This is a genomic window from Pseudomonas sp. RIT778 (assembly GCF_019718735.1).
Lineage (GTDB): Bacteria > Pseudomonadota > Gammaproteobacteria > Pseudomonadales > Pseudomonadaceae > Aquipseudomonas > Aquipseudomonas aphyarum.
Genome location: NZ_JAIHBA010000024.1, coordinates 95,576 through 115,731 on the forward strand (window position 1 = coordinate 95,576; position 20,156 = coordinate 115,731).

Consider the following 20,156-nt stretch of genomic DNA (forward strand, 5'->3'; position numbering starts at 1 on the left):
CGCTTTCATTCCCGCGCAAAGGGGCTAATATTCGAACGCCCCGCCTTGAATTTCCAGGAACCCGGACATGCGTTTATCCGAATTCATCCGGCAACACGCGGATCACATCGTCGAGGAATGGGAACAGTTCGCCAGGACCATCACTCCGGCGGCCGACACCATGGATCGGGCAGCGTTGCGTGATCATGCCCGGGCGATCCTGCTGGCCGCCGCGCGCGACATGGACACCGCACAGACCGCCAGCGAGCAAATCGCCAAGGCCAAGGGCGAAGGCCCGGAGAAAACCCCAAGCCTGGACGAGGCCGGCGCCAGCCATGGCGAGTTGCGGCATACCGTCGGGTTTGATCTGGTGCAGATGACATCGGAATTCCGCCATCTGCGGGCCTGTGTGATTCGCCTCTGGGTCGGCAGTCTGGAATCCCCGGACATGGCGTATTTTCAGGACATGATCCGCTTCAACGAAGCCATTGATGAAGCCCTGGCCGAATCGACGGCCGCCTACGCCGAGCAGGTGAACCGCTCGCGGGACATTTTCCTCGCGATCCTCGGTCACGACCTGCGCGCGCCGCTGCAAGCGGTCAGCATGTCCACCGAATTGCTGATGCGCAAAACAGCGCTTGAAGGCGATGCGCTGACCTGTGCGCTGAACATCAAGCAAGGCGCGCGGCACATGGCGGCGATGGTCAGCGACCTGCTGGAACTGGTGCGCAGCCGCCTGGGCAGAAGCCTGCCGATCGAACCGGCACCGATGGACCTGGCCGACGCGGCGCGAGCAGCCATCGCCGAAGCCTGCGCCGGCAATCCGGAATGTGATCCAACACTGAAAACCGAGGGCGACACCCGCGGCGTCTGGGATGCCGGACGGATCGATCAATTGCTGCAAAATCTGATCGGCAATGCCTTGCAGCATGGTTCAAACCCGCGGGAAGTTCTGGTGACGCTGCGGGGCGATTCGGGAAGCGTTCACCTGAGCGTGCAAAACTACGGCAACCCCATCCCCGAAGAGGCCATCGGCACGATTTTCGATCCATTGGTGCGCAGTGCCGACGAAGAACTCGGCCAGCCGTCGACCAGCCTCGGTCTGGGCCTGTTCATCGTCAAGGAAGTGGTGACCGCCCACGGCGGGACGATCGAAGTCAGTTCAAGCGAAGCCGACGGAACGCTGTTCAGCGTGACGCTGCCCAGAGAGGTTTGAAGCGCTACTCGACCACCAGCCGCGCCAGACGCTGACGGAGCATGCGGTTCTCGGCCCGCAGCTCCTGCACTTCTTCCAGCAGGTCCAGCGCCAGGGCGACGCCTTCCCATTCCAGGTCAAGGTCGCGCCGCAGCTTGGCGGCGCGTTTGGCCAGGGCCAGTTCGTAGTCGGTGAAGCGCCATTCCCGGGGCTGCGCGCCCTGAGGTTCGAGGATGCCGTGCTCGACGATTTCGATCACGTAGACGTCCGACAGGTCGGCCGCCTCACAGAATTCTGCCATGTCCAGTTGAACGATCAGGGGGCTGCTCATGATGGGCTACTCCGTCGTCAGTATCAGAAGTTCTCTCGCGGATTGAAGGCGGCCTTCTTCGCCAGTTCCTGCCACAGCGCCTTGACGTCATCGCCGTTGGCTTTCGGCATCACGGCCTTCAGCTGGACGAACAGATAACCGCGTTCGCCGGCCTTGTTCTGCAAGCCATGGCCCTTGGCGCGCATGCGCTGGCCGTTCTGGCTGCCGGCCGGGACCTTGAGGTTGATCTTGCCGGTCAGGGTCGGCACGGCCACTTCGGCGCCCAGCGCCAGCTCCCAGGGAGCGAGCGGCAAGGTGATGATCAGGTTTTCGCCTTCAACGTCGAATTTCGGGTGCGGCGCGAAACGGATGGTCAGGTACAGATCGCCATTGGCGCCGCCACCGATGCCCGGTGCGCCCTGGCCCTTGAGGCGAATGCGCTCGCCGTCGGTCACGCCCGCCGGGATCTTCACGTTCAGGCTCTTGCTGGTGTTGCTGACGTGCTGGCCCGAACCGTTGTATTGCGGAACCTGGAAGCTGATCTTTTTCGATTCGTTCGAAAGCGTCTCTTCCAGAAAGATCGGCAGTTCCAGTTCCACGTCTTGCCCTCGCCGTCCGGCGCTGCGGGATTGCCGGCCAGCGCCGCCACCGAAACCGGGGCCGCGATTGCCGAAGATCGAACTGAAGAAGTCCGAAAAGTCGCCGGTGTCGCCACCGCCGCCGCCAAAGCCGCCACGGCTCTGCCAGCCAGGTGGGCCCTGGAACGGCTGACCGTGCTGGCCGTAACGGCGCAGGTCGTCGTATTCGGCGCGTTTGTCAGCGCTTTTCAACGCTTCATAGGCTTCCGAGGCGTCCTTGAACTTGGCCTCGGCGTCTTTTTCCTTGCTGACATCGGGGTGGTATTTGCGCGCCAGCTTGCGATAGGCAGCCTTGATTGCCTTGTCGTCAGCCGTCGGCTCCACGCCGAGTATCTTGTAATAGTCTTTGAAGTCCATCGAAGGAATCACCATCCGTTATCGATTTCGCGCCGATGCCAGCATGCGCCGATTCGCGCAAGGCTGGTTGACCGATCTCAAGGTTGTGACCGGGTGGCGCAGCAGAAGTTTATCGGCAGTGGACGGCGGTTCTTGCGACCGCCGGTATGTCTGCCGGCCCATGCCAGCAAGTTTGGGGCAAAGCGGCGAGTTTCAAGCAAGCTTAGACGTGAAATAGCAGATGACCGGCCTTCGAATCTGTCGCGCACTGACATACACTGCGCGGCCGTTTTTTTGACCGGAACCGAAAGACCATGAAAGACGCCTCTCCAGCCCGTGCCTGCGGCATCGACTTCGGCACGTCCAACTCCACCGTCGGCTGGCTGCGCCCCGGCGTGGAAACGATGATCGCGCTGGAAGACGACAAGATCACCCTGCCGTCGGTGGTCTTCTTCAACATCGAGGAGCGCCGCCCGGTTTACGGCCGTCTGGCGCTGCACGAGTACCTGGAAGGCTACGAAGGCCGGCTGATGCGCTCGCTCAAGAGCCTGCTCGGTTCCAAGCTGATCAAACACGACACCAGCGTCCTCGGCACCGCGATGCCGTTCAAGGACTTGCTCGGGCTGTTCATCGGCCAGCTCAAGAGCCGCGCCGAAGCGGCCGCCGGTCGTGAGTTCGAGCAGGTGGTGCTGGGCCGTCCGGTGTTCTTCGTCGACGACGATCCGCTGGCCGACCAGGAAGCCGAAGACACCCTGGTGGAAGTGGCGCGCAAGCTCGGCTTCAAGGACGTTTCGTTCCAGTACGAGCCGATTGCCGCGGCCTTCGACTACGAGTCGACCATCGAAAAGGAAGAGCTGGTACTGATCGTCGACATCGGCGGTGGTACGTCGGACTTCTCGCTGGTGCGCCTGTCGCCCGAGCGTCGCGGTGTGGATAACCGTCACGATGACATTCTCGCCACCGGCGGCGTGCACATCGGCGGGACCGACTTCGACAAACAGTTGAGCCTGCAAGGCCTGATGCCGCTGTTCGGCTACGGCAGCCGCATGAAGAGCGGTGCATTCATGCCGACCAGCCACCACATGAACCTGGCGACCTGGCACACCATCAACTCGGTGTACTCGCAGAAATCGACCCTGGCCCTGGGCAGCATGCGCTACGACATCGAAGACACCGGCGGCATCGACCGTCTGTTCAAGCTGATCGAGCAGCGCGCCGGGCACTGGCTGGCGATGGAAGTGGAAGAAACCAAGATCCAGCTGACCCACAACGACAGCCGTCATGTGCCGCTGGACCGCATCGAGTCGGGCCTGAGCGTGGAACTGACCCGGGCGCTGTTCGAGTCGGCCATCGAGTCGCAGCTCGAGCGCGTGCGCGGCAGCGTCACCCGGTTGCTGGCGGACGCCAATGTGGCGGTGGGTCAGGTTGATACGGTGTTCTTCACCGGTGGTTCGAGCGGTATTCCGGCACTGCGCAACAGCGTCTCGGCGATGCTGCCGAACGCGCGGCATGTTGAAGGGAATATCTTTGGCAGTATCGGTAGCGGTCTGGCGATCGAGGCCATGAAACGCTATGGCTCGGTGAACTGACACCGCACGAAGATCGTTCCCACGCTCTGCGTGGGAATGCAGCCCGGGACGCTCTGCGTCCCAAAGCGGACGCAGAGCGTCCATTGAGGCATTCCCACGCAGAGCGTGGGAACGATCAAGCCTGGATCAAACCATCCCGCCCAGCTTCAACTCACTCTTCAGATACGCGTAATAGATCGGCCCCGCCACCACCCCCGGCAGGCCGAACGCGGCCTCGAACACCAGCATTGCCAGCAGCAACTCCCAGGACTTGGCACTGATCTGCCCGCCGACGATGCGCGCGTTGAGAAAGTATTCCAGCTTGTGGATAAAGATCAGGTAGCCCAGCGCCGCAATCGCCACCCAGATCGACAGCGACAGACCGACGATGGTAATCAGCGTGTTCGACATCAGGTTGCCGATCACCGGCAGCAGACCGAGCAGGAAGGTCAGCACGATCAGGGTCTTGGTCAGCGGCAGCTTGATCCCGAACATCGGCAGGATCACCGCCAGGAAAATCCCGGTGAAGAAGGTGTTGAGCAGGGAAATCTTGATCTGCGCGAACACGATGTTGCGAAACGCCTGAACCAGCAGGTGCAGACGGTCGAACAGCGCGGCCGCCAGCGGCTTGCGCTTGGTGACGTCCGGCACGCGCTGCAAGGCGATGATCGCGCCCAGCACCATGCCGATCAGCAGCGTCACGAACATGTGCGCCGCGTCCTTGCCCACCAGTTGCAGGTCGGACAGGTGTTTGCTCGCCCATTCACCGATGGCCACACGGAACTCGGCGGCACTGGCCGGCAGGTAGCTGTCGAGAAACGGCGGCAGTTGCCCGCGCGCGCGGTCGACCACGCCCATGAATTTATCGAGGGAAGCCCCGGGGTTTTCCGCCTCGTGCAGCAGGAAACTGATGGCCCCGGCAAAGATCAGCGCCAGCACACTCACCACCAGCGTGCCCAGCAGCGCCACCGCCAGCCAGCGCGCGCGCCGGCCTTCGATCAGACGTTGCAGTTGCGGGGTGAGCATGTTGACCAGTTCGAACACCAGCAAGCCGGCCAGCAGACTGGGCAGCAAACGCAATGGCAACACCAGCAACAGACCGCCGAAAATGATGATGCAACTGACCCAGAACACTACATGACGCTCAGAAAACGTTGGCATACAGCCTCAAAACGAACGGCGTAAAAGGATTGGCAGTCTGCCAGCGATCCGGCGCCGAAGCGAGCGGATGCCCTGCCGCTCGCTGCGATCTGTCGATCTTATTTTTTCTTCAGACAATCACTCATGAACGTCTTGCGCGCATCACCCGTCAGCGCCTTGGTCTTGGCATCGGCATTACAGGTTTTCATCTTTTCCTGCTGCGGGGTCAGGGCCTTGGCGTCGTTGGCCGCCGGGGCTGCCTTGAGGCAGGTGCTCATGAAGGCTTTGCGCTCGTCGCCCTTGAGGCTCTTGGCCGTGGCGTCGGCGTTGCAGGTGGTCATCTTGTTCTGTTGCGCCGTGGCGGCGAAACCCTGGGAGCACAGCAGCAGACCGATCATCAACAAAGGGACACGCAGCATCTTCATGGAGTTTTCTCCTTGGCGCCGCCTCGATGGAGGTGGCCTCTGCTGGAGTGTAGTCAAAGCTTGTTACACCTTCCTAGCCTCAAGATGGCTGCGCCGATACTGCTCCGGGGTACATCCAGCCTGCCGGGCAAACATGGCGATGAAGGCCGAGCCGCTGCTGTAGCCGAGATCAAAAGCGATTTCCTGCACGCTGCGCGCAGACTCCAGCGCCTCGATCGCCGCAAGATAACGCAGCCGCTGACGCCATTCGCCGAAACTCATCCCCAGCTCCCGCACGAATTGCCGGGCCAGGGTGCGCTCGCTGACATGCACCTGCGCCGCCCAGTGCGCCAGCGGCTGGTTGTTGCCGGGCTCGGCCTGCAGGGTTTCGAGGATGGTCAGCAATCCGGGGCTGCTGGCGTAGGGCAGATAGCATTGGTGAACCGGCGCCTGGCGCAATTGATCCACCAACACTTGGGCCAGGCGCTGGTCGGCTTCGAACGCGGGAATCTTCACATCACGGGCGGCGAAGTCCTTGAGGATCGCTTTGAGAATATCGCTGATTGCCAGGGTGCAGGCCTGCGCCGGCAAATCGGAACAGACATCCGGCGCCAGACACACCGCCCGATAGTTGACCGGTTGATGGCTGTAGAAACTGTGCTCCACCTGCGGCGGCACCCACACCGCGTATTGCGGCGGCGACATGAAGCGGCTGCCGTCGACATCCATGTGCAGCACGCCGTGGGCCGCGTACTCCAGCGTGCCCCACGGATGGCGGTGCGGCGCGGCGTATTCATGGGCGTTGAAGTCGGCATAGCGGAAATACACCGCTGACGGCAGTTCGCTGAAATCCAGCAGATCGATGTGTTTACTGTTCATGCTGTCCGGAATCAGGGGCGGGTTGTCCGGTTCGCAGTATAGGCCTGCATCCAGACAGGGGATAATCACCGTTCATCAACGTACTGGTTTCTCCTCCCATGCAATACGCGTTTCCCCTGCTGGCGATTTTCATCTGGGCCGGCAACACCGTGATCAACAAGCTGGCCGTTGGCGCGATCTTCCCCGCCGAGATCGGCTTCTACCGCTGGCTGCTCGCCGGCCTGCTGTTCACGCCGTTCATGCTCAGGAAGGTAATCGCGCACTGGCCGCAGATCCGCCCGAACCTGGGCAAGATTTTCATCCTTGGCGTGCTGGGCATGGCGGTCTATCAGAGCCTGGCGTACTTCGCCGCGACCATGACCAGCGCCACCAACATGGGCATCATCCTGTCGCTGATGCCGTTGATGTCGCTGGCCATGGCGATCATCAGCCTCGGCCAGCGCCTGACCGCCGGTGCGCTGGTCGGTGCGGTGCTGTCATTCGCCGGTGTGCTGGTGGTGGTGTCGTCCGGCAGCCTCGGCGCACTGCTGCAACACGGGGTGAACCTGGGTGACGCGATGATGCTGGTCGCCACCCTCGCCTACGCGATCTACAGCACCCTGCTGAAAAAATGGCAACTGCGCCTGCCGCCGCTGGTGTTGCTGTATTTGCAGGTGCTGGTGGCGGTAGTGGTGCTGTTTCCGCTGTACGTCATGTCGCCGAAAACCGGCCTGACCCTGCAGAACATTCCGCTGGTGCTGTACGCGTGCCTGCTGGCCTCGATGCTCGCGCCGCTGGCCTGGATGCAGGCCGTACAGCGCCTGGGCCCGAGCCGGACCACGTTGTTCTTCAACCTGCTGCCGTTGATCACCGCGCTGATTGCAGCGGTGGTATTGAAGGAACAGCTGGCGATGTATCACCTGGTCGGTGGCTTGCTGACGCTGGGCGGGGTGATTCTTTCCGAGCGCTGGACGACGGTGCTCGGCCGCAAACTCAGCGTCGCCTGATCTGGCCTCTTCGCGAGCAAGCCCGCTCCCACATTTGGAATGCGTTCCCCTGTGGGAGCGGGCTTGCTCGCGAAGAACGATGACGCGGTCTGACTGCTAGACCCCGGCGGCTTTCAACCGCGCGGCATGCTCGACGAACAGCCGCACCGGGTCCGCGCCTTTGCCGACCAGTCCCAGCGACTGGTTGACGATGTCGAAGTGATCCATCGGGTAGTCATCGCCGATGACCGTGCCCAGGTGCGAGCTGTAGCGTCCGACCATGCCATCGCACTGCCCAGGCTCGCGCACAAAGGTCTTGGCAAACAACCGGCAACTGCGATTGGTGCCATCGAACAGGTTGCCACCACGATCGGTCTTGCCCGGCTGCAAGGTGCCGGACCACGAGTAATAACGCACGCCGTTGACCTCTTCCGGCCCGTGCCCGCCCCAGGTCTCAGGCAGGCCCTGTGGATAACGCTGATTGAACAGCGCCACGCCTTCAGTGGTCAGGGAATGGTGCGAGGCATGGATATCCACCGGCAGTTTCGGCCCGTGGTAGCCGGTTTCCAGCAGCGCCATCAGCCAGCCGACAAAACGCAACAGCGCCTCGAGGATTCGGCCCTTGGCGCTGTCCGCCGGATAATGCTTCGCCAGATAGTCGGCCAGTTCCGAACCGTGATTGGGCCCGGCCACCGAGGTCACCGATGCCACCAGATCCGGACGCTTGGCCGCCGCATAACGCGCCGTCAGCGAGCCTTGGCTATGGCCGAACAGATTGACCTTGGCCGCACCGGTCTCGCGCAGGATTTCATCGATGCGCGTCAGCAACTGCTCGCCGCGCACTTCGGTGGAATTGAGCGGCGACACCTGCACCGCAATCACCGTCGCACCACCCCGGCGCAACGCTTTGATGATCCCGTACCAGTACGGGTACAGCACCAGACGGATGAAACCGAGCATTCCCGGCACCAGCACCAGTGGGTAACGTGTGGCCGAATCTTGCGACATGGGCAAACATCCTTGTGGTCGGTGAGTGGATGCAGGGCCTGCAAAACGCCCGCCAAGCATCCTCCTCGATGATGACAACTCCACGACCAGCCTACTTCAGCCCCACCACCCCCGCCACAATCAGTCCCACCGACAACAACTTCACCAGCGTCAGGCTCTCGCCCAGCAGCGCGAAACCGAGAAACACCGTGCCGAGCGAGCCAATGGCGGTCCAGATCGGATAGGCGATGCTCACCGGCAACTCGCGCATCGCCAGGGTCAGGAAATAGATCCCGCCCACCGCCGCAACCACGGTGATCAGCGACGGCCACAGCCGGGTGAAACCCTCGGCGTACTTCATGCCCATGGCGAAGGTGACCTCGAACCCGGCTGCGATCAGCAGAAACAGCCAGGCCACCTAGAACTCCCGGGCGAGGTCGAGCAAGCGCTGCTCGGCCTCGGCCACCGACACCGCGAAGGTGCGCTCGGCGGACTCCTCGCCCTCGGCCGCGACCACCGTGACGTCGTTGATGCCGATGAAGCCTAGCGCGGTGCGCAACCATGGATCGGCGTGGTTAAGCGCCTCCAGCTCACCACCCGGGCCGAATCCAAAACCTCCGCGACTAGTGACGATCAGCGCCTTCTTGCCGTGCAGCAGCGGCGTGTACTGGGCAATGCCGTTGTCCAGGGTATGGTCGAACGTCAGGCCCAACCGCACGATCTGATCGACCCAGGCCTTGAGGCCGCTGGGTACATTGAAGTTGTACATCGGCGTGGAAATCAGCAGCAGGTCGTGATCGAACAACTCGCCCACCAGTTGATCGCTGAGCGCCAGATCGGCCTGCATCGTCAGCGGCCGAGCCTCGGGCTCCGGGTAAAACGCCGCTGCGACAAACGCTTCATTCACTGCCGGAATCAACGCCCGCCCGACTTCACGGCGAGTGACCTGAGCCTGTGGATGACGGACTTGCCAGGCGCTGAGAAAACTTTCCGCCAGACGACGCGAATGGGAGCGTTCACCGCGTGGGCTGGCATGGATCGCAAGAATCTTGCTCATCTGAATCTCCTTGGGACTAGACTTGAGTGACTGTGTGGCGCCAGATTGCTGCCATTCAGTCGTCGCCTCAAATGAGCAAAAATCAGTCGGGATGAATTGATTTCATCCGTGGAGTTTTCATGTTCGCTGCCTTGCCCCTGACCGCCCTGCGCGCGTTCGAATCAGCCTCGCGCCTGTTGAGCTTCAAGGCGGCCGCCGAAGAACTGGCGGTGACGCCGACGGCGATTTCCCATCAGATCCGCTCGCTGGAGGACTGGCTCGGCGTGGCGCTGTTCGAACGCCTGCCGCGTCAGGTGCGCCTGACCGAGGGCGGCGAGCGGCTGTTTCGCAGCCTGCATGGGGCATTTCTGGAAGTGGCGCAAAGCGTTGATACCCTGCGCCCGCAACGCAGTGGCAGCAGCCTGACGCTGTCGACCACCGCCGCGTTCGCTGCGTTGTGGCTGGTGCCACGTCTGGGACGGTTTTACGCTAAACACCCGAACATCAATGTGCGGCTGGACACCCATTGCGAAGTGATCGACCTGCATCAGGACGCCAGCGTCGATCTGGTGTTGCGCTACAGCCTCGACGATTACCCGAACCTCTACGGGCTGTGCCTGTTCGATGAATCGTTCGGCGTGTACGGCTCGCCGGAACAGGTGGCGCTGGCCGCCCGTCGCACCCCGGCGCTGATCAGCGTGCGCTGGCACAACTCAAAGCTCTACGCCCACGGCTGGGAGTCGTGGTGCGCGCAGTCAGGCGAGAACTGGTTGAATCAGCAACCGGCCGTCCGCGAATACGACGAAGAACATTACGCCCTGCAAGCGGCCATCGCCGGTCAGGGGTTGGTGCTGGCGAGCAACATCCTCGTCTCGGAGAGCGTCGCCAGCGGTCTGCTGGTGCCGTACAAGGGCGAGGTGCAGGTCGACGGCGCCGGTTACAGCGCGCTGTGTGTGCCGGGCCGCGAGCGGCATCCACCGGTGAAAGCGTTTTTTGCCTGGCTGCGTGAAGAGGCGCAGCTTTCCGGGCATGTCCCGCGCTGAATCCGACAAAACTTTTTGCAGCGTTCATCACTCACAACCTGGTAACGATCACGTCAGCAGAACGTGACGCCAATCGGATTAGCCTCCAGGAGACTGAAATGAGTGACCTGCATTTGTCTGATGTTCAAACCCTGCGCGAGCGCGCACGCCAGCACGTGGAAAATGGCGCAGTGACCGAAAGCTACAGCGCCAACCGTGAAGAAGTGCTGCGCCTGCTCAACGAATCGCTGGCCACTGAACTGGTCTGCGTCCTGCGCTACAAGCGCCACTACTTCATGGCCAACGGCCTGAAAGCCAACGTCGCCGCCGACGAGTTCCTCGAGCACGCCACTCAGGAAGCCGAACACGCCGATCGTCTGGCCGAGCGCATCGTGCAACTGGGCGGCGAGCCCGAGTTCAACCCTGACCTGCTGTCGAAGATGTCCCACGCGCAATACGTGGCCGGCAACACCTTGAAGGAAATGGTTTACGAAGACCTGGTGGCCGAACGGATCGCCATCGACAGCTATCGCGAGATCATCCAGTACATCGGTGAAAAGGATCCGACCACGCGCCGGATCTTCGAAGACATCCTGGCTCAGGAAGAAGAGCATGCGGATGACATGGCCGATATCCTGAAAGACCTCTAATCCCCGCTCCCCCGCTGACCGATCGTTCCCACGCTCTGCGTGGGAATGCATCCCGGGACGCTCCGCGTCCCAAGAGCGGACGCAGAGCGTCCATTGCGGCGTTCCCACGCAGAGCGTGGGAACGATCGGGTTGCAGCGATTACTTGGTGGGTTTGACGGTCACCGGCGCCTTGCCCGCCTTCATCTGTTCCAGCAACGGCGCGCACTGATTCGGCTCGCCACCACTCGGCGCCACCAGCGCCAGCAGTCCCGCCGCCGGTGCAGCGATCACGCCCAACGCCACCATCCCCGCCCCGCGCAGAATCAGCGGCACCGCTTTCACCCCGGCATCCGGCTTGATGAACTTGCCACGCACGTACAGCGGCGAACGCAGGGAAATCAGACGCCAGCCCTTGGACTCCGGCGTCACCGTCAGATCCAGTTGCTCGGTGGCCATGTTCGCTGTGCCATCGATGTAGATGATTGCGTTCTCGGTATCGAACACAAACAGCCGCGTACTCGCCAGGCCGGTCTTGATGTCGAAGTCCGCCGCCGCGCAGTTGATCTTCACTTCCTTGTCGCCAAAGATCTTGCCAACCACATAGTTGCCGACGTTGAGCCCGGCCAGTTCCATCAACTCGCGACTGATCGCGCCGTCGTTGATCAGCATCTTCAGATTACCGTTGGCGCCGCCCAGCAGTTTGGCCACCGAGTTGCCGCGTCCGGCAATATCAGCATCGCCGTTGAGCTCGCCGAAACTGGTCTTCATCGGCTCGAAGGTCGGGAACAGCTGTTTGAGCTTAAACTTGCGCGCGGTCAATTTGGCCCGGCCTTCCAGTGGCTCGGTACGACCGTTGAGGCGAATCTGCGCGTCGAGGTTGCCACCGGCCACGCCGAAGCGCAGTGGCTCCAGACTCAGTTCGCCGTCGTTGAGTTTGAGGTGGGTATAGAGGTCGGTGAACGGCAGTTCTTCGCTGTGGACGATGCGTTTGCCGGTGAATTCGACGTCGGCGTCCATGTCGCGCCAGCGCTCGGTCTTGAATTCTTCCACCGGCAACACCTTGTCCGCCGGCTGTTTGCTCTCGCCGCCACGGGCCTTCTGCTTGGCATTGGAGTCGGCACCGATCAGCGGCGCGAGGTCGGCGAACAGCAATTGATTGGACAGCAGCGCGCCACTCAGCTTGGGCCGTGGCTGGCTGGCGACGTAAGCCAGATCACCATGAATGTCGCTGCTGCCGATCTTGCCGTTGAACTGTTCATAGCGAAATTGCGCCCCGCCCGGCTCATGCAGCTTGGCGATCAAATGGCCGTCGGTGGCATAAGGCGGGGTATCCGGCAGGGTCACACCGGTCAGCGGATACAGATTGCCGAGGCTGGCGCCTGCCAGTTTCAGGCGCAGATCGAGGGCACCGAGATTCAGCGGATCGGTCAGGGTGCCGGCGAGTTCGACGCTGGTATCGCCGATCTTCGCCTGGGCCTGCAACGGGAACGGTTTGCTCGCGTCCTGCAGAGCCAGCAAGCCACCGATCTTGCCCTGGCCGGCGAGTTTCTGGCCGTGGTACTGGCCGGTGACTTTCAGGCCGAAGGCGTAATCCTGCGGTGCACCGCCCTTGTCCTGCGCGGTTTTCGCCGCTTTGTCGCCGACGATGTCGCTGAACGGAATCGGCTTGCCCAGCGGGTCGATCAGCAGGTCGAGGTTGGTCTTGAGGGTCTGGTCATCGAGGGTGACGTGGCCCTTGTCGAAGCCGATGGCGCCGATGTCGACCACCCAGTTCGACGGCTCGGCATTCGGGTCCTTGGGGTCGAACTTGAAGGTCCAGTTGGCGCGGCCGTCGGCCAGGCGCTGCAATTGCGCGTTGGGTTCGGTCAGGTCGATCCGTGGAATCGTCACCCGCTGCGCCAGCAAAGCCAGTGGCGAAATGCGCAGCTCGACCCGTTTGAGGGTGACCATCTGCGGCTGTTTCGACCAGTCCGGATTGCCCAGCGTCAGGTCCTCGGCCACCACATGTGGCCACGGCACCCAGGCGCGCCAACCACCCTCGTCGAGTTCACGCCGCCAGACCACCGACAGGTTGCCGTTGATGGCGAACGGTCGATGCAGTTCTTCCGAAACTTTGGCGTTGAGCGGCGGTTTGATCCGGTTCCAGTCGAAGAACACGATAATCAACACCAGCACTGCCAGAAGCAGCACGAGGGTGGCGAAGGTCCAGGCGAAGATTTTACGCGTGCGCGTCATTGCACAAAGCTCCTGAAGACGACTGCATCCATTGGCACGACGCAGCTGAAACGACGGGCCGTGATGGCCCTCATGAAATCTGTGACTGAAAAACAGCCCGCAGGTTTAATCCAAAGCCCCCTCGAGGGGGAAAAACGGTCGCCATTCTGACCGATCGGTCGAGTTGGCGTTACCGGCCCCGCACTTTTGCGGAGCGCGAGTGGGTGGAAAATACCCACCGCAGTGCAAAACCGCCCGCCTGAAACGCCCGAGCTAGAGCCTCCCAAGCGAACAATCAATTCTGTTGATTATTACCATTGTGTTTATGAACTTTTATATCGACTTATCGAGAGTAGCATTGCCCTCGTACCCACTTTATCGCCCTCCCAAGGAGCAACCCATCATGAAACGCCAACTTCTGTTCAGTCTTACCCTCTCGATGCTGGCCAGCACCGCTTTCGCCCTGCCAGCTGCCGAACAGGCTACCCCGCAAGTGAAATCCAGCCACTCGGTGTTCAGCCAGACTGTTGCCGCTGATGGCTCGGACCGCACTCCACAAGGCCAGACCCTGGCTGAAAACGGTCGCAACCGTCTGGAAGAAAAAGGTCTGGTTCAAGATGGCTATGACAAAACCCCACAAGGTCAAACCGTAGCTGAAGGCGGCCGTGATCGTCTGGAAGAGAAAGGTCTGGTTCAAGACGGTTCGGATCGCACTCCACAAGGTCAAACCCTGGCTTCTGACGGTGGCGACCGTACCCCACAAGGCCAGACTCTGGCTTCTGACGGCGGCGACCGTACCCCACAAGGTCAAACCCTGGCTGCTGACGGCTACGACAAAACCCCACAAGGTCAAACGCTGGCCGAAGGTGGTGGTGACCGTGTGATCGAACGCAACAGCGCTTTGAGCTAAGCCCATGGCGGCCTGGAAAAAAAGCCCAATCTCCGGATTGGGCTTTTGACTTTTTAGCAGCCTGTATAAAGAAGTCGCGATTTCCCGCTTTCATCCCCCCCTGCCGTTCGACGCCGACAAAGCCGATTTGCTAGAGTGCGGCGCTTGTCTTGCCTAAGAACACTCCCTTGCGATGCTGCCCCGCGCCGAACAGAAACAACAGACCCGCAACGCCCTGATGGACGCTGCCCGCCACCTGATGGAAAGCGGCCGAGGATTCGGCAGCCTGAGCCTGCGTGAAGTGACGAAAACCGCCGGCATCGTGCCCACCGGTTTCTACCGGCATTTCGCCGACATGGACGAACTCGGCCTGGTGCTGGTCAGTGAAGTCGGCCAGACCTTCCGCGAAACCATCCGCCTGGTACGCCACAACGAATTTGTCATGGGCGGCATCATCGATGCGTCGGTGCGAATCTTTCTCGATGTGGTCAGCGCCAACCGTTCGCAATTTCTCTTTCTGGCCCGCGAGCAGTACGGCGGATCGTTGCCGGTGCGTCAGGCCATTGGCCGTTTGCGGGAGGACATCAGCTCCGACCTGGCGGCGGACCTGGCCTTGATGCCCAAGCTGCAGCACCTCAATCGCGAGGGCCTGAGCGTGATGGCCGACCTGATCGTCAAATCGGTGTTCGCCACCCTGCCGGACATCATCGACCCGCCCGCCGAAGCCCTGCCCGAGCATCTGACGCCCCAGGCGAAGATCACCCAGCAGTTGCGCTTCATCTTTATCGGGTTGAAGCATTGGCAAGGGCTCGGCAGTACCGAGTGAGAAAGCAAAAAATCGCAGCTTGGAGCTGCGATTTTTTTTGCGCCGCAAATTGGTGCATGTAAAAAACTTCATGCACCAAAACACCCCACAATCCTGCAACATCTTGAAACATCCACTAGTCTCCGACAGGGTTTTCCTACGCTTCGTCCGATTGGCAAGCCCCTTGCTCTAGCCTGAGCATTGTCCACTGCTGGAAGCTTTCCGATGCTGGTGATTCATCGCAGAATCGACCCCCAACCCGTCTGGGCCGCCGAGTTGCACCTGACCTTCGAAGCCAGGAGCAAAAGCCGCCTGCGCTGTTTCAGTGCCGAAGGCGAAGACGTCGGACTGTTTCTGGAGCGCGGTCAGCCGCCGCTATATGACGGCGAATGCCTGCAAGCCGAAGATGGCCGGATCGTCCGGGTCTCCGCCCGCCCCGAACAACTGCTGCACGTCACCTGCGCCAACGCCTTTGAACTGACCCGCGCCGCCTATCACCTGGGCAATCGTCATGTGGCGCTGCAAGTCGGTGACGGCTGGTTGCGCCTGCTCGACGATTACGTGCTCAAGGCGATGCTTGAACAACTGGGTGCGCAGGTCGAATCGATCGAAGCGCCGTTCCAGCCGGAACACGGCGCCTACGGTGGCGGCCATCATCATTCGCGGCACGGTGACGAAGACTTCAACTACGCGCCGAAACTCCATCAGTTCGGCGTCCGTTTGTGAACCCGGCCTGGGCGCTGCTGCGCCTGGCCAGTCCGCAATTGCCGATTGGCGGCTACAGCTATTCCCAGGGCCTGGAAATGGCTGTGGATAACGGCCGCGTCGACAGCCCGGACAGCGTCCGTCGCTGGATCAGCGATCAATTGCTGCTCAACCTCGCGCGGTTCGAGGCGCCCATGCTGCTCGCCCATTGCCAGGCCGCCGCGGACGAACACTGGGATGAATTGCGCAAGCTCTGCGAAAGCCATCGCGCCAGCCGCGAAACCCGCGAGCTGCATTTGGAGAGCCGGCAGATGGGCTACTCGTTGCAGCAATTGCTCAACGGCCTGCCCGAACTCGATCAGCCCGCGCGGGACTTTCTCGAACACTGCGCCGAACCGCACTTGGCCCTGTGCTGGGCACTGGCCGCGCGCGCCTGGCAGATCAGCCCGCAGGACGCCCTCGCCGCGTGGCTGTGGAGCTGGCTGGAAAACCAGCTCGCGGTGCTGATGAAAACCCTGCCGCTGGGTCAGCAAGCCGCCCAGCGCCTGACCAGCGAACTGCTGCCGCTGCTGCAACAGGCGCAGCAGGACGCCACCCGAATCAATCCCGAACACCTCGGCAGCGCCGCGTTCGGTCTGTCCCTGGCGTGCATGGCCCATGAGCGCCAGTACAGCCGCCTGTTCCGTTCCTAGGGCCTTTTATCTGGAGAATCACATGAACACACAACCCCTGCGCGTCGGTATCGGCGGCCCGGTCGGTTCCGGCAAGACCGCGTTGACCCTGGCCCTGTGCCTGGCCCTGCGCGAGCGCTACAACCTGGCCGTGGTGACCAACGACATCTACACCCGCGAAGACGCCGACTTTCTGGTGCGCAACGAAGCGTTGGCACCGGAACGCATCATCGGCGTGGAAACCGGTGGCTGCCCGCACACCGCGATCCGCGAAGACGCCTCGATCAACCTCGAAGCCGTGGATCAACTGAACCGGCGCTTTCCGGGGCTGGATCTGATTCTGGTGGAGTCCGGCGGCGACAACCTGTCAGCAACCTTCAGCCCGGAACTGTCCGACCTGACCATCTACGTGATCGACGTTTCGGCCGGCGACAAGCTGCCGCGCAAGGGCGGGCCCGGCATTTGCAAATCCGACCTGCTGGTGATCAACAAGATCGACCTCGCGCCGCTGGTCGGCGCCTCGCTGGAGATGATGAACAGCGACACCCAACGCATGCGCAACGGCAAGCCGTTCGTGTTCAGCAACCAGAAAACCGGTCAGGGCCTGGAAGAAATCATTGCCTTCATCGAACGCCAGGGCCTGCTGACCGCAGCCTGATTCACTGATCAACAAGGAAGCTTATCCATGACACTCAAACGCATTCTCGGCGCCGTCGCACTGCTGCTGACACCGGCCTTGGCCTTCGCCCACCCCGGCCACGGCGACTCTGGCCTGGTGGCCGGCATCAGCCACCCGATCGGCGGCCTCGACCATTTGCTGGCGATGGTGGCCGTCGGTTTGTGGGCGGCGCAGCAGCAAGGCGCGGCGCGCTGGGCGCTGCCGTGCACCTTCGTCGGCACCATGCTGATCGGCGGCCTGCTCGGTTTTGAAGGGCTGGAGTTGCCGGCGCTGGAAAGCGGGATTGCCGCCTCGGTGCTGGCGCTGGGTCTGGCGGTGGCGCTGGCGGTGCGTCCGCCACTGGTGATGGCGGTGGCGGCAACGGCGCTGTTTGCGCTGTTCCATGGCGTGGCCCATGGTTTGGAGTTGCCGGACATGTCGAGCCCTTGGGCGTATGCCGCCGGTTTCGTGGTTGCAACGGCTGCGCTGCATGCGGCGGGTTATGCCGTCGTGCGTTTTCTGCCTCAGGCGGCCGCGCCGCTGGTTCGACTGGCCGGAGCGGCTTCGGCGGTGACCGGCGCGTGGTTGCTGGCCGGTTGAACTCTATCGCCTGATCAGGCCTCTTCGCGAGCAAGCCCGCTTGTGTCTAGGTAAGGGAATAGACTCTGGGGTGAGAGGGGTGAATGGCAAGCTGTGAGTCCGCGGTGCTTTAAGCACGAGTGGGAGCAAAGCTGCCATTCACCTTTCTACTCTGGCCCATAAGCCCGAACAGTTGGACGAGCGCCACTCGAATCACAAGCGTGGGCAAAGCCAGAGCACTCTCACTTTTGAGTGTAAGAGGGTTTTGCCATGATTTCCTGGGTCGGTATCGATATCTCCAAATCCAACCTCGTTGTTTGGATTCAGCCTCAGAAAGTGGGGTTCGAGATTACAAATACGCTTGAAGGCTTTGTTGAGCTGACATCGCGTTTAAGCCACTACACGGTTGGCCGAGTATTGCTGGAGGCCACGGGAGGATACGAGCGAAAGGTCGTGGCGGCCTTACAAGAGGCGGGCTCAATGTGCTCAGGATCAACCCTCGCCGGGCCAGAGCCTTTGCCGTAGCAATGGGCAAGAATGCCAAGACGGATCCCATCGACGCCGCTGTTCTTGCCGATTTTGCTGAGGCTTTGCATGCGTCTCGCGAAAAGCCAATTTCGCCTGGCCGTGAAGCGTTGCGTGAACTCATTCAGTTGCGCGAGCATTTCGTCCAACAGCGAGACGACAACAAGCGCCGGCTGCAGCAGGCCCAGTTGCCAGCGGTTATCGAGGCGATCAAAGACCATATTCGCTATCTGCAACTCCAGATCAAACAGTTCGGTAAAGCCATTAATCAAAGCATGCGAGAGCTGGATGCTGAAAAAGCCGACCGGCTCACTTCAGTTAAAGGCATCGGCACTGTGGCGACCGCCAGCTTGCTGGTTTACCTGCCTGAACTCGGCGAGCTTGATCGCAGAGAAATCGCGGCTCTGGCAGGAATCGCTCCCTACAATGACGACAGTGGCAATCACAGCGGCAAACGCCAGATTTACGGAGGAAGATCCCGCGTCAGACGTGCGCTTTACATGTCGTGCTGGGTCGTGATCCGTTATCACGCTGACTTCAAGGCCCGCTATGAGGCGCTACGAGAAAGAGGCAAGAGCGCGAAAGTCGCGCTCATCGCCTGCATGCGGATACTACTGATCAGACTAAATGCCATGCTGCGTGACGGCACCGAATGGCGGTGACGAATGGCAGGGTTAAGACAGTTGCTCCCACAGTTGTTCTGTGTTGTTCACAAGTATTGTGTTCGGCGTGACCATTGTGGGAGCGGGCTTGCTCGCGAAGGCGGACTGACAGACACCGCGTCTCTAAAGGCCGCCGCTCTGCTACCATGTCGCGCAATCGCCCCTGCCGTGACGACGTCCGCCCATGCCCCACGCTTCCCGCTCCACCTCCCTGCCTGAACTGACCGCCCTGTTCGGCGAAGTGCAACAGCACTTTCTGAACGTGATCGTGCCCCTCTGGCAAGGACCGGGCTGGAACGCCGACATGGCGTTGCCTTACGAGGCGCTGGACGCCGCGCATCAGCCGCTGCCACCGCAGCGCTACCGGGCAATGGCCTGCGCACGGCAGCTGTACCTGTTTTCCAGCCTGATCGGGGTTGTGGATAACGCCGAAGCCCGCGCGGCTGCTTTGTTTCGTTCCTTGCAACGGCACTTCCACGATGCCGAGCACGGCGGCTGGTTCTACAGCATCGATCCGCAGGGCAAACCGCTGGATCAGCGCAAGGATCTCTACACCCACGCCTTCATCCTGTTCGCCTGCGCCCACTATTGGGACAAATCCCGTGAACCGTTGGTGGAATCGACCCTGAACGCCGCGCTCGAAGTTATCGGCCGACGATTCGCAACGGGCGACGGCCTCTACGAAGCCTGCCTCGACCGCGACTGGATCACGCTGGAAACCGGCCCGCTGCAAAACCCGCTGATGCACCTGGCCGAAGCCTTCCTGGCCACGTTGGCCGTGCGCGAAGATCCCCAGACCCGGCAGGCGCTGAACGAGTTATGCACAGCCATGCACAAGCGCTTCATCGCACCGCAACAGGGCGTGTTGATGGAAAAGCCGCTGGGGGCTGTGGATAACTGGTTTGAGCCAGGGCATCAGTTTGAATGGTATTTCCTGCTCGAATCTTCGCCGCTGTTGCGCGGGTCGAAGCTGCACGCGGCACTGGATCGTGCGTTTGCCTTCACCGAACAACAGGGCGTCGAGGCCGACACCGGTGCGGTGCTGGCCATGCTCGATCCGCAAGGACACGGGAAGGATTCGACCCAGCGTATCTGGGCCCAGGCCGAATACCTGCGCGCCCTGACCTTGCGTCCGGGCAGTGAAAGCGCGGTGCTGCGCCAGTTGCAGGCGCTGCAACAGCGTTTCCTGCATGTCGGCGGCTGGCACGAGTGCCGTGACGATCAGGGTGAGGTCAGCCGCAAGGACATGCCGTCGACCACGCCGTATCACCTGGCGACGTGTTATGCCGGTCTGACTGAATATCTACGCTAACTGACCCTCCGCAATCGCCAGCAGGCTGGCTCCCACAGGATTTGCAT

Annotated in this window: 21 protein-coding genes and 1 pseudogene; 13 read left to right on the forward strand and 9 right to left on the reverse strand. The window is 61.7% G+C overall.

Annotated features, from left to right (window positions below):
- Positions 1–67: 67 nt before the first annotated feature.
- Positions 68–1,195, forward strand: coding sequence for a sensor histidine kinase KdpD (locus K5E37_RS17850; RefSeq protein ID WP_221534720.1), 1,128 nt, complete (start codon positions 68–70; stop codon positions 1,193–1,195).
- Between the two features lie 4 nt (positions 1,196–1,199).
- On the opposite strand, the gene K5E37_RS17855 is transcribed toward K5E37_RS17850, so the two are convergent.
- Positions 1,200–1,505: a chaperone modulator CbpM gene (locus tag K5E37_RS17855; RefSeq protein ID WP_007950609.1), complete on the reverse strand. Its 306-nt coding sequence runs from the start codon at positions 1,503–1,505 to the stop codon at positions 1,200–1,202.
- A gap of 23 nt (positions 1,506–1,528) precedes the next feature.
- Positions 1,529–2,479: a DnaJ C-terminal domain-containing protein gene (locus K5E37_RS17860; RefSeq protein ID WP_007950610.1), complete on the reverse strand. Its 951-nt coding sequence runs from the start codon at positions 2,477–2,479 to the stop codon at positions 1,529–1,531.
- Positions 2,480–2,772: 293 nt separating this feature from the next.
- Here K5E37_RS17860 and K5E37_RS17865 point away from each other — a divergent pair, with 293 nt between their 5' ends.
- Entirely contained in the window at positions 2,773–4,047 is a 1,275-nt protein-coding gene (locus K5E37_RS17865; RefSeq protein ID WP_221534721.1) for an Hsp70 family protein, read from the forward strand.
- A 126-nt stretch (positions 4,048–4,173) separates the two neighbouring features.
- Here K5E37_RS17865 and K5E37_RS17870 read toward each other — a convergent pair whose 3' ends face one another.
- The 3 genes from K5E37_RS17870 to K5E37_RS17880 all read right to left on the reverse strand — a co-directional run bounded on the left by K5E37_RS17870 (position 4,174) and on the right by K5E37_RS17880 (position 6,449).
- A complete protein-coding gene (locus tag K5E37_RS17870; protein WP_007950612.1) occupies positions 4,174–5,187 on the reverse strand; it encodes an AI-2E family transporter in 1,014 nt (337 codons plus the stop codon).
- A gap of 98 nt (positions 5,188–5,285) precedes the next feature.
- Positions 5,286–5,591 (reverse strand): PsiF family protein, encoded by a 306-nt coding sequence (locus K5E37_RS17875; protein WP_064379136.1) that lies wholly within the window; start codon positions 5,589–5,591, stop codon positions 5,286–5,288.
- 63 nt (positions 5,592–5,654) lie between these two features.
- Positions 5,655–6,449, reverse strand: a complete 795-nt coding sequence (locus tag K5E37_RS17880; protein WP_039766731.1) for a helix-turn-helix transcriptional regulator — start codon at positions 6,447–6,449, stop codon at positions 5,655–5,657.
- Between the two features lie 98 nt (positions 6,450–6,547).
- Here K5E37_RS17880 and K5E37_RS17885 point away from each other — a divergent pair, with 98 nt between their 5' ends.
- Positions 6,548–7,435 (forward strand): DMT family transporter, encoded by an 888-nt coding sequence (locus K5E37_RS17885; protein ID WP_085609214.1) that lies wholly within the window; start codon positions 6,548–6,550, stop codon positions 7,433–7,435.
- A 96-nt stretch (positions 7,436–7,531) separates the two neighbouring features.
- On the opposite strand, the gene K5E37_RS17890 is transcribed toward K5E37_RS17885, so the two are convergent.
- From K5E37_RS17890 to K5E37_RS17900, 3 genes are all read right to left on the reverse strand, one after another.
- A complete protein-coding gene (locus K5E37_RS17890; protein WP_221534722.1) occupies positions 7,532–8,422 on the reverse strand; it encodes a triacylglycerol lipase in 891 nt (296 codons plus the stop codon).
- A 91-nt stretch (positions 8,423–8,513) separates the two neighbouring features.
- The gene (locus tag K5E37_RS17895; RefSeq protein ID WP_007950617.1) at positions 8,514–8,819 is read right to left on the reverse strand and encodes a multidrug efflux SMR transporter; all 306 of its coding nucleotides are present in this window, start codon (positions 8,817–8,819) and stop codon (positions 8,514–8,516) included.
- Entirely contained in the window at positions 8,820–9,458 is a 639-nt protein-coding gene (locus K5E37_RS17900) for an FMN-dependent NADH-azoreductase (protein WP_085609212.1), read from the reverse strand.
- A gap of 119 nt (positions 9,459–9,577) precedes the next feature.
- Here K5E37_RS17900 and K5E37_RS17905 point away from each other — a divergent pair, with 119 nt between their 5' ends.
- Positions 9,578–10,480 carry a LysR substrate-binding domain-containing protein gene (locus tag K5E37_RS17905; protein ID WP_085609211.1) on the forward strand — a complete coding sequence of 301 codons (903 nt, stop codon included), beginning with the start codon at positions 9,578–9,580 and terminating at the stop codon, positions 10,478–10,480.
- Between the two features lie 98 nt (positions 10,481–10,578).
- Positions 10,579–11,109: a bacterioferritin gene (locus K5E37_RS17910; protein WP_064379129.1), complete on the forward strand. Its 531-nt coding sequence runs from the start codon at positions 10,579–10,581 to the stop codon at positions 11,107–11,109.
- Positions 11,110–11,248: 139 nt separating this feature from the next.
- Here K5E37_RS17910 and K5E37_RS17915 read toward each other — a convergent pair whose 3' ends face one another.
- Positions 11,249–13,324: an AsmA family protein gene (locus K5E37_RS17915; RefSeq protein ID WP_085609210.1), complete on the reverse strand. Its 2,076-nt coding sequence runs from the start codon at positions 13,322–13,324 to the stop codon at positions 11,249–11,251.
- A gap of 382 nt (positions 13,325–13,706) precedes the next feature.
- Between K5E37_RS17915 and K5E37_RS17920 the strand changes: the two genes are divergently transcribed.
- The 8 genes and pseudogenes from K5E37_RS17920 to K5E37_RS17955 all read left to right on the forward strand — a co-directional run bounded on the left by K5E37_RS17920 (position 13,707) and on the right by K5E37_RS17955 (position 20,109).
- Complete coding sequence (locus tag K5E37_RS17920) at positions 13,707–14,213, forward strand: hypothetical protein (RefSeq protein WP_127796770.1); 507 nt, start codon at positions 13,707–13,709, stop codon at positions 14,211–14,213.
- A 172-nt stretch (positions 14,214–14,385) separates the two neighbouring features.
- Entirely contained in the window at positions 14,386–15,018 is a 633-nt protein-coding gene (locus tag K5E37_RS17925) for a TetR family transcriptional regulator (RefSeq protein ID WP_007950628.1), read from the forward strand.
- A gap of 204 nt (positions 15,019–15,222) precedes the next feature.
- A complete protein-coding gene (ureE, locus tag K5E37_RS17930) occupies positions 15,223–15,723 on the forward strand; it encodes an urease accessory protein UreE (protein WP_221534723.1) in 501 nt (166 codons plus the stop codon).
- Positions 15,720–16,394 carry an urease accessory protein UreF gene (locus K5E37_RS17935; protein ID WP_221534724.1) on the forward strand — a complete coding sequence of 225 codons (675 nt, stop codon included), beginning with the start codon at positions 15,720–15,722 and terminating at the stop codon, positions 16,392–16,394. The genes ureE and K5E37_RS17935 overlap by 4 nt, the downstream gene beginning before the upstream one ends.
- 22 nt (positions 16,395–16,416) lie before the next feature.
- The gene (gene ureG / locus K5E37_RS17940) at positions 16,417–17,031 is read left to right on the forward strand and encodes an urease accessory protein UreG (protein ID WP_008001031.1); all 615 of its coding nucleotides are present in this window, start codon (positions 16,417–16,419) and stop codon (positions 17,029–17,031) included.
- 27 nt (positions 17,032–17,058) lie between these two features.
- Positions 17,059–17,631 (forward strand): HupE/UreJ family protein, encoded by a 573-nt coding sequence (locus tag K5E37_RS17945; protein WP_064379124.1) that lies wholly within the window; start codon positions 17,059–17,061, stop codon positions 17,629–17,631.
- Positions 17,632–17,880: 249 nt separating this feature from the next.
- A pseudogene (locus tag K5E37_RS17950) lies at positions 17,881–18,797 on the forward strand (IS110 family transposase).
- A 184-nt stretch (positions 18,798–18,981) separates the two neighbouring features.
- Complete coding sequence (locus tag K5E37_RS17955) at positions 18,982–20,109, forward strand: AGE family epimerase/isomerase (protein ID WP_221534725.1); 1,128 nt, start codon at positions 18,982–18,984, stop codon at positions 20,107–20,109.
- The last annotated feature ends 47 nt before the right edge of the window (positions 20,110–20,156 follow it).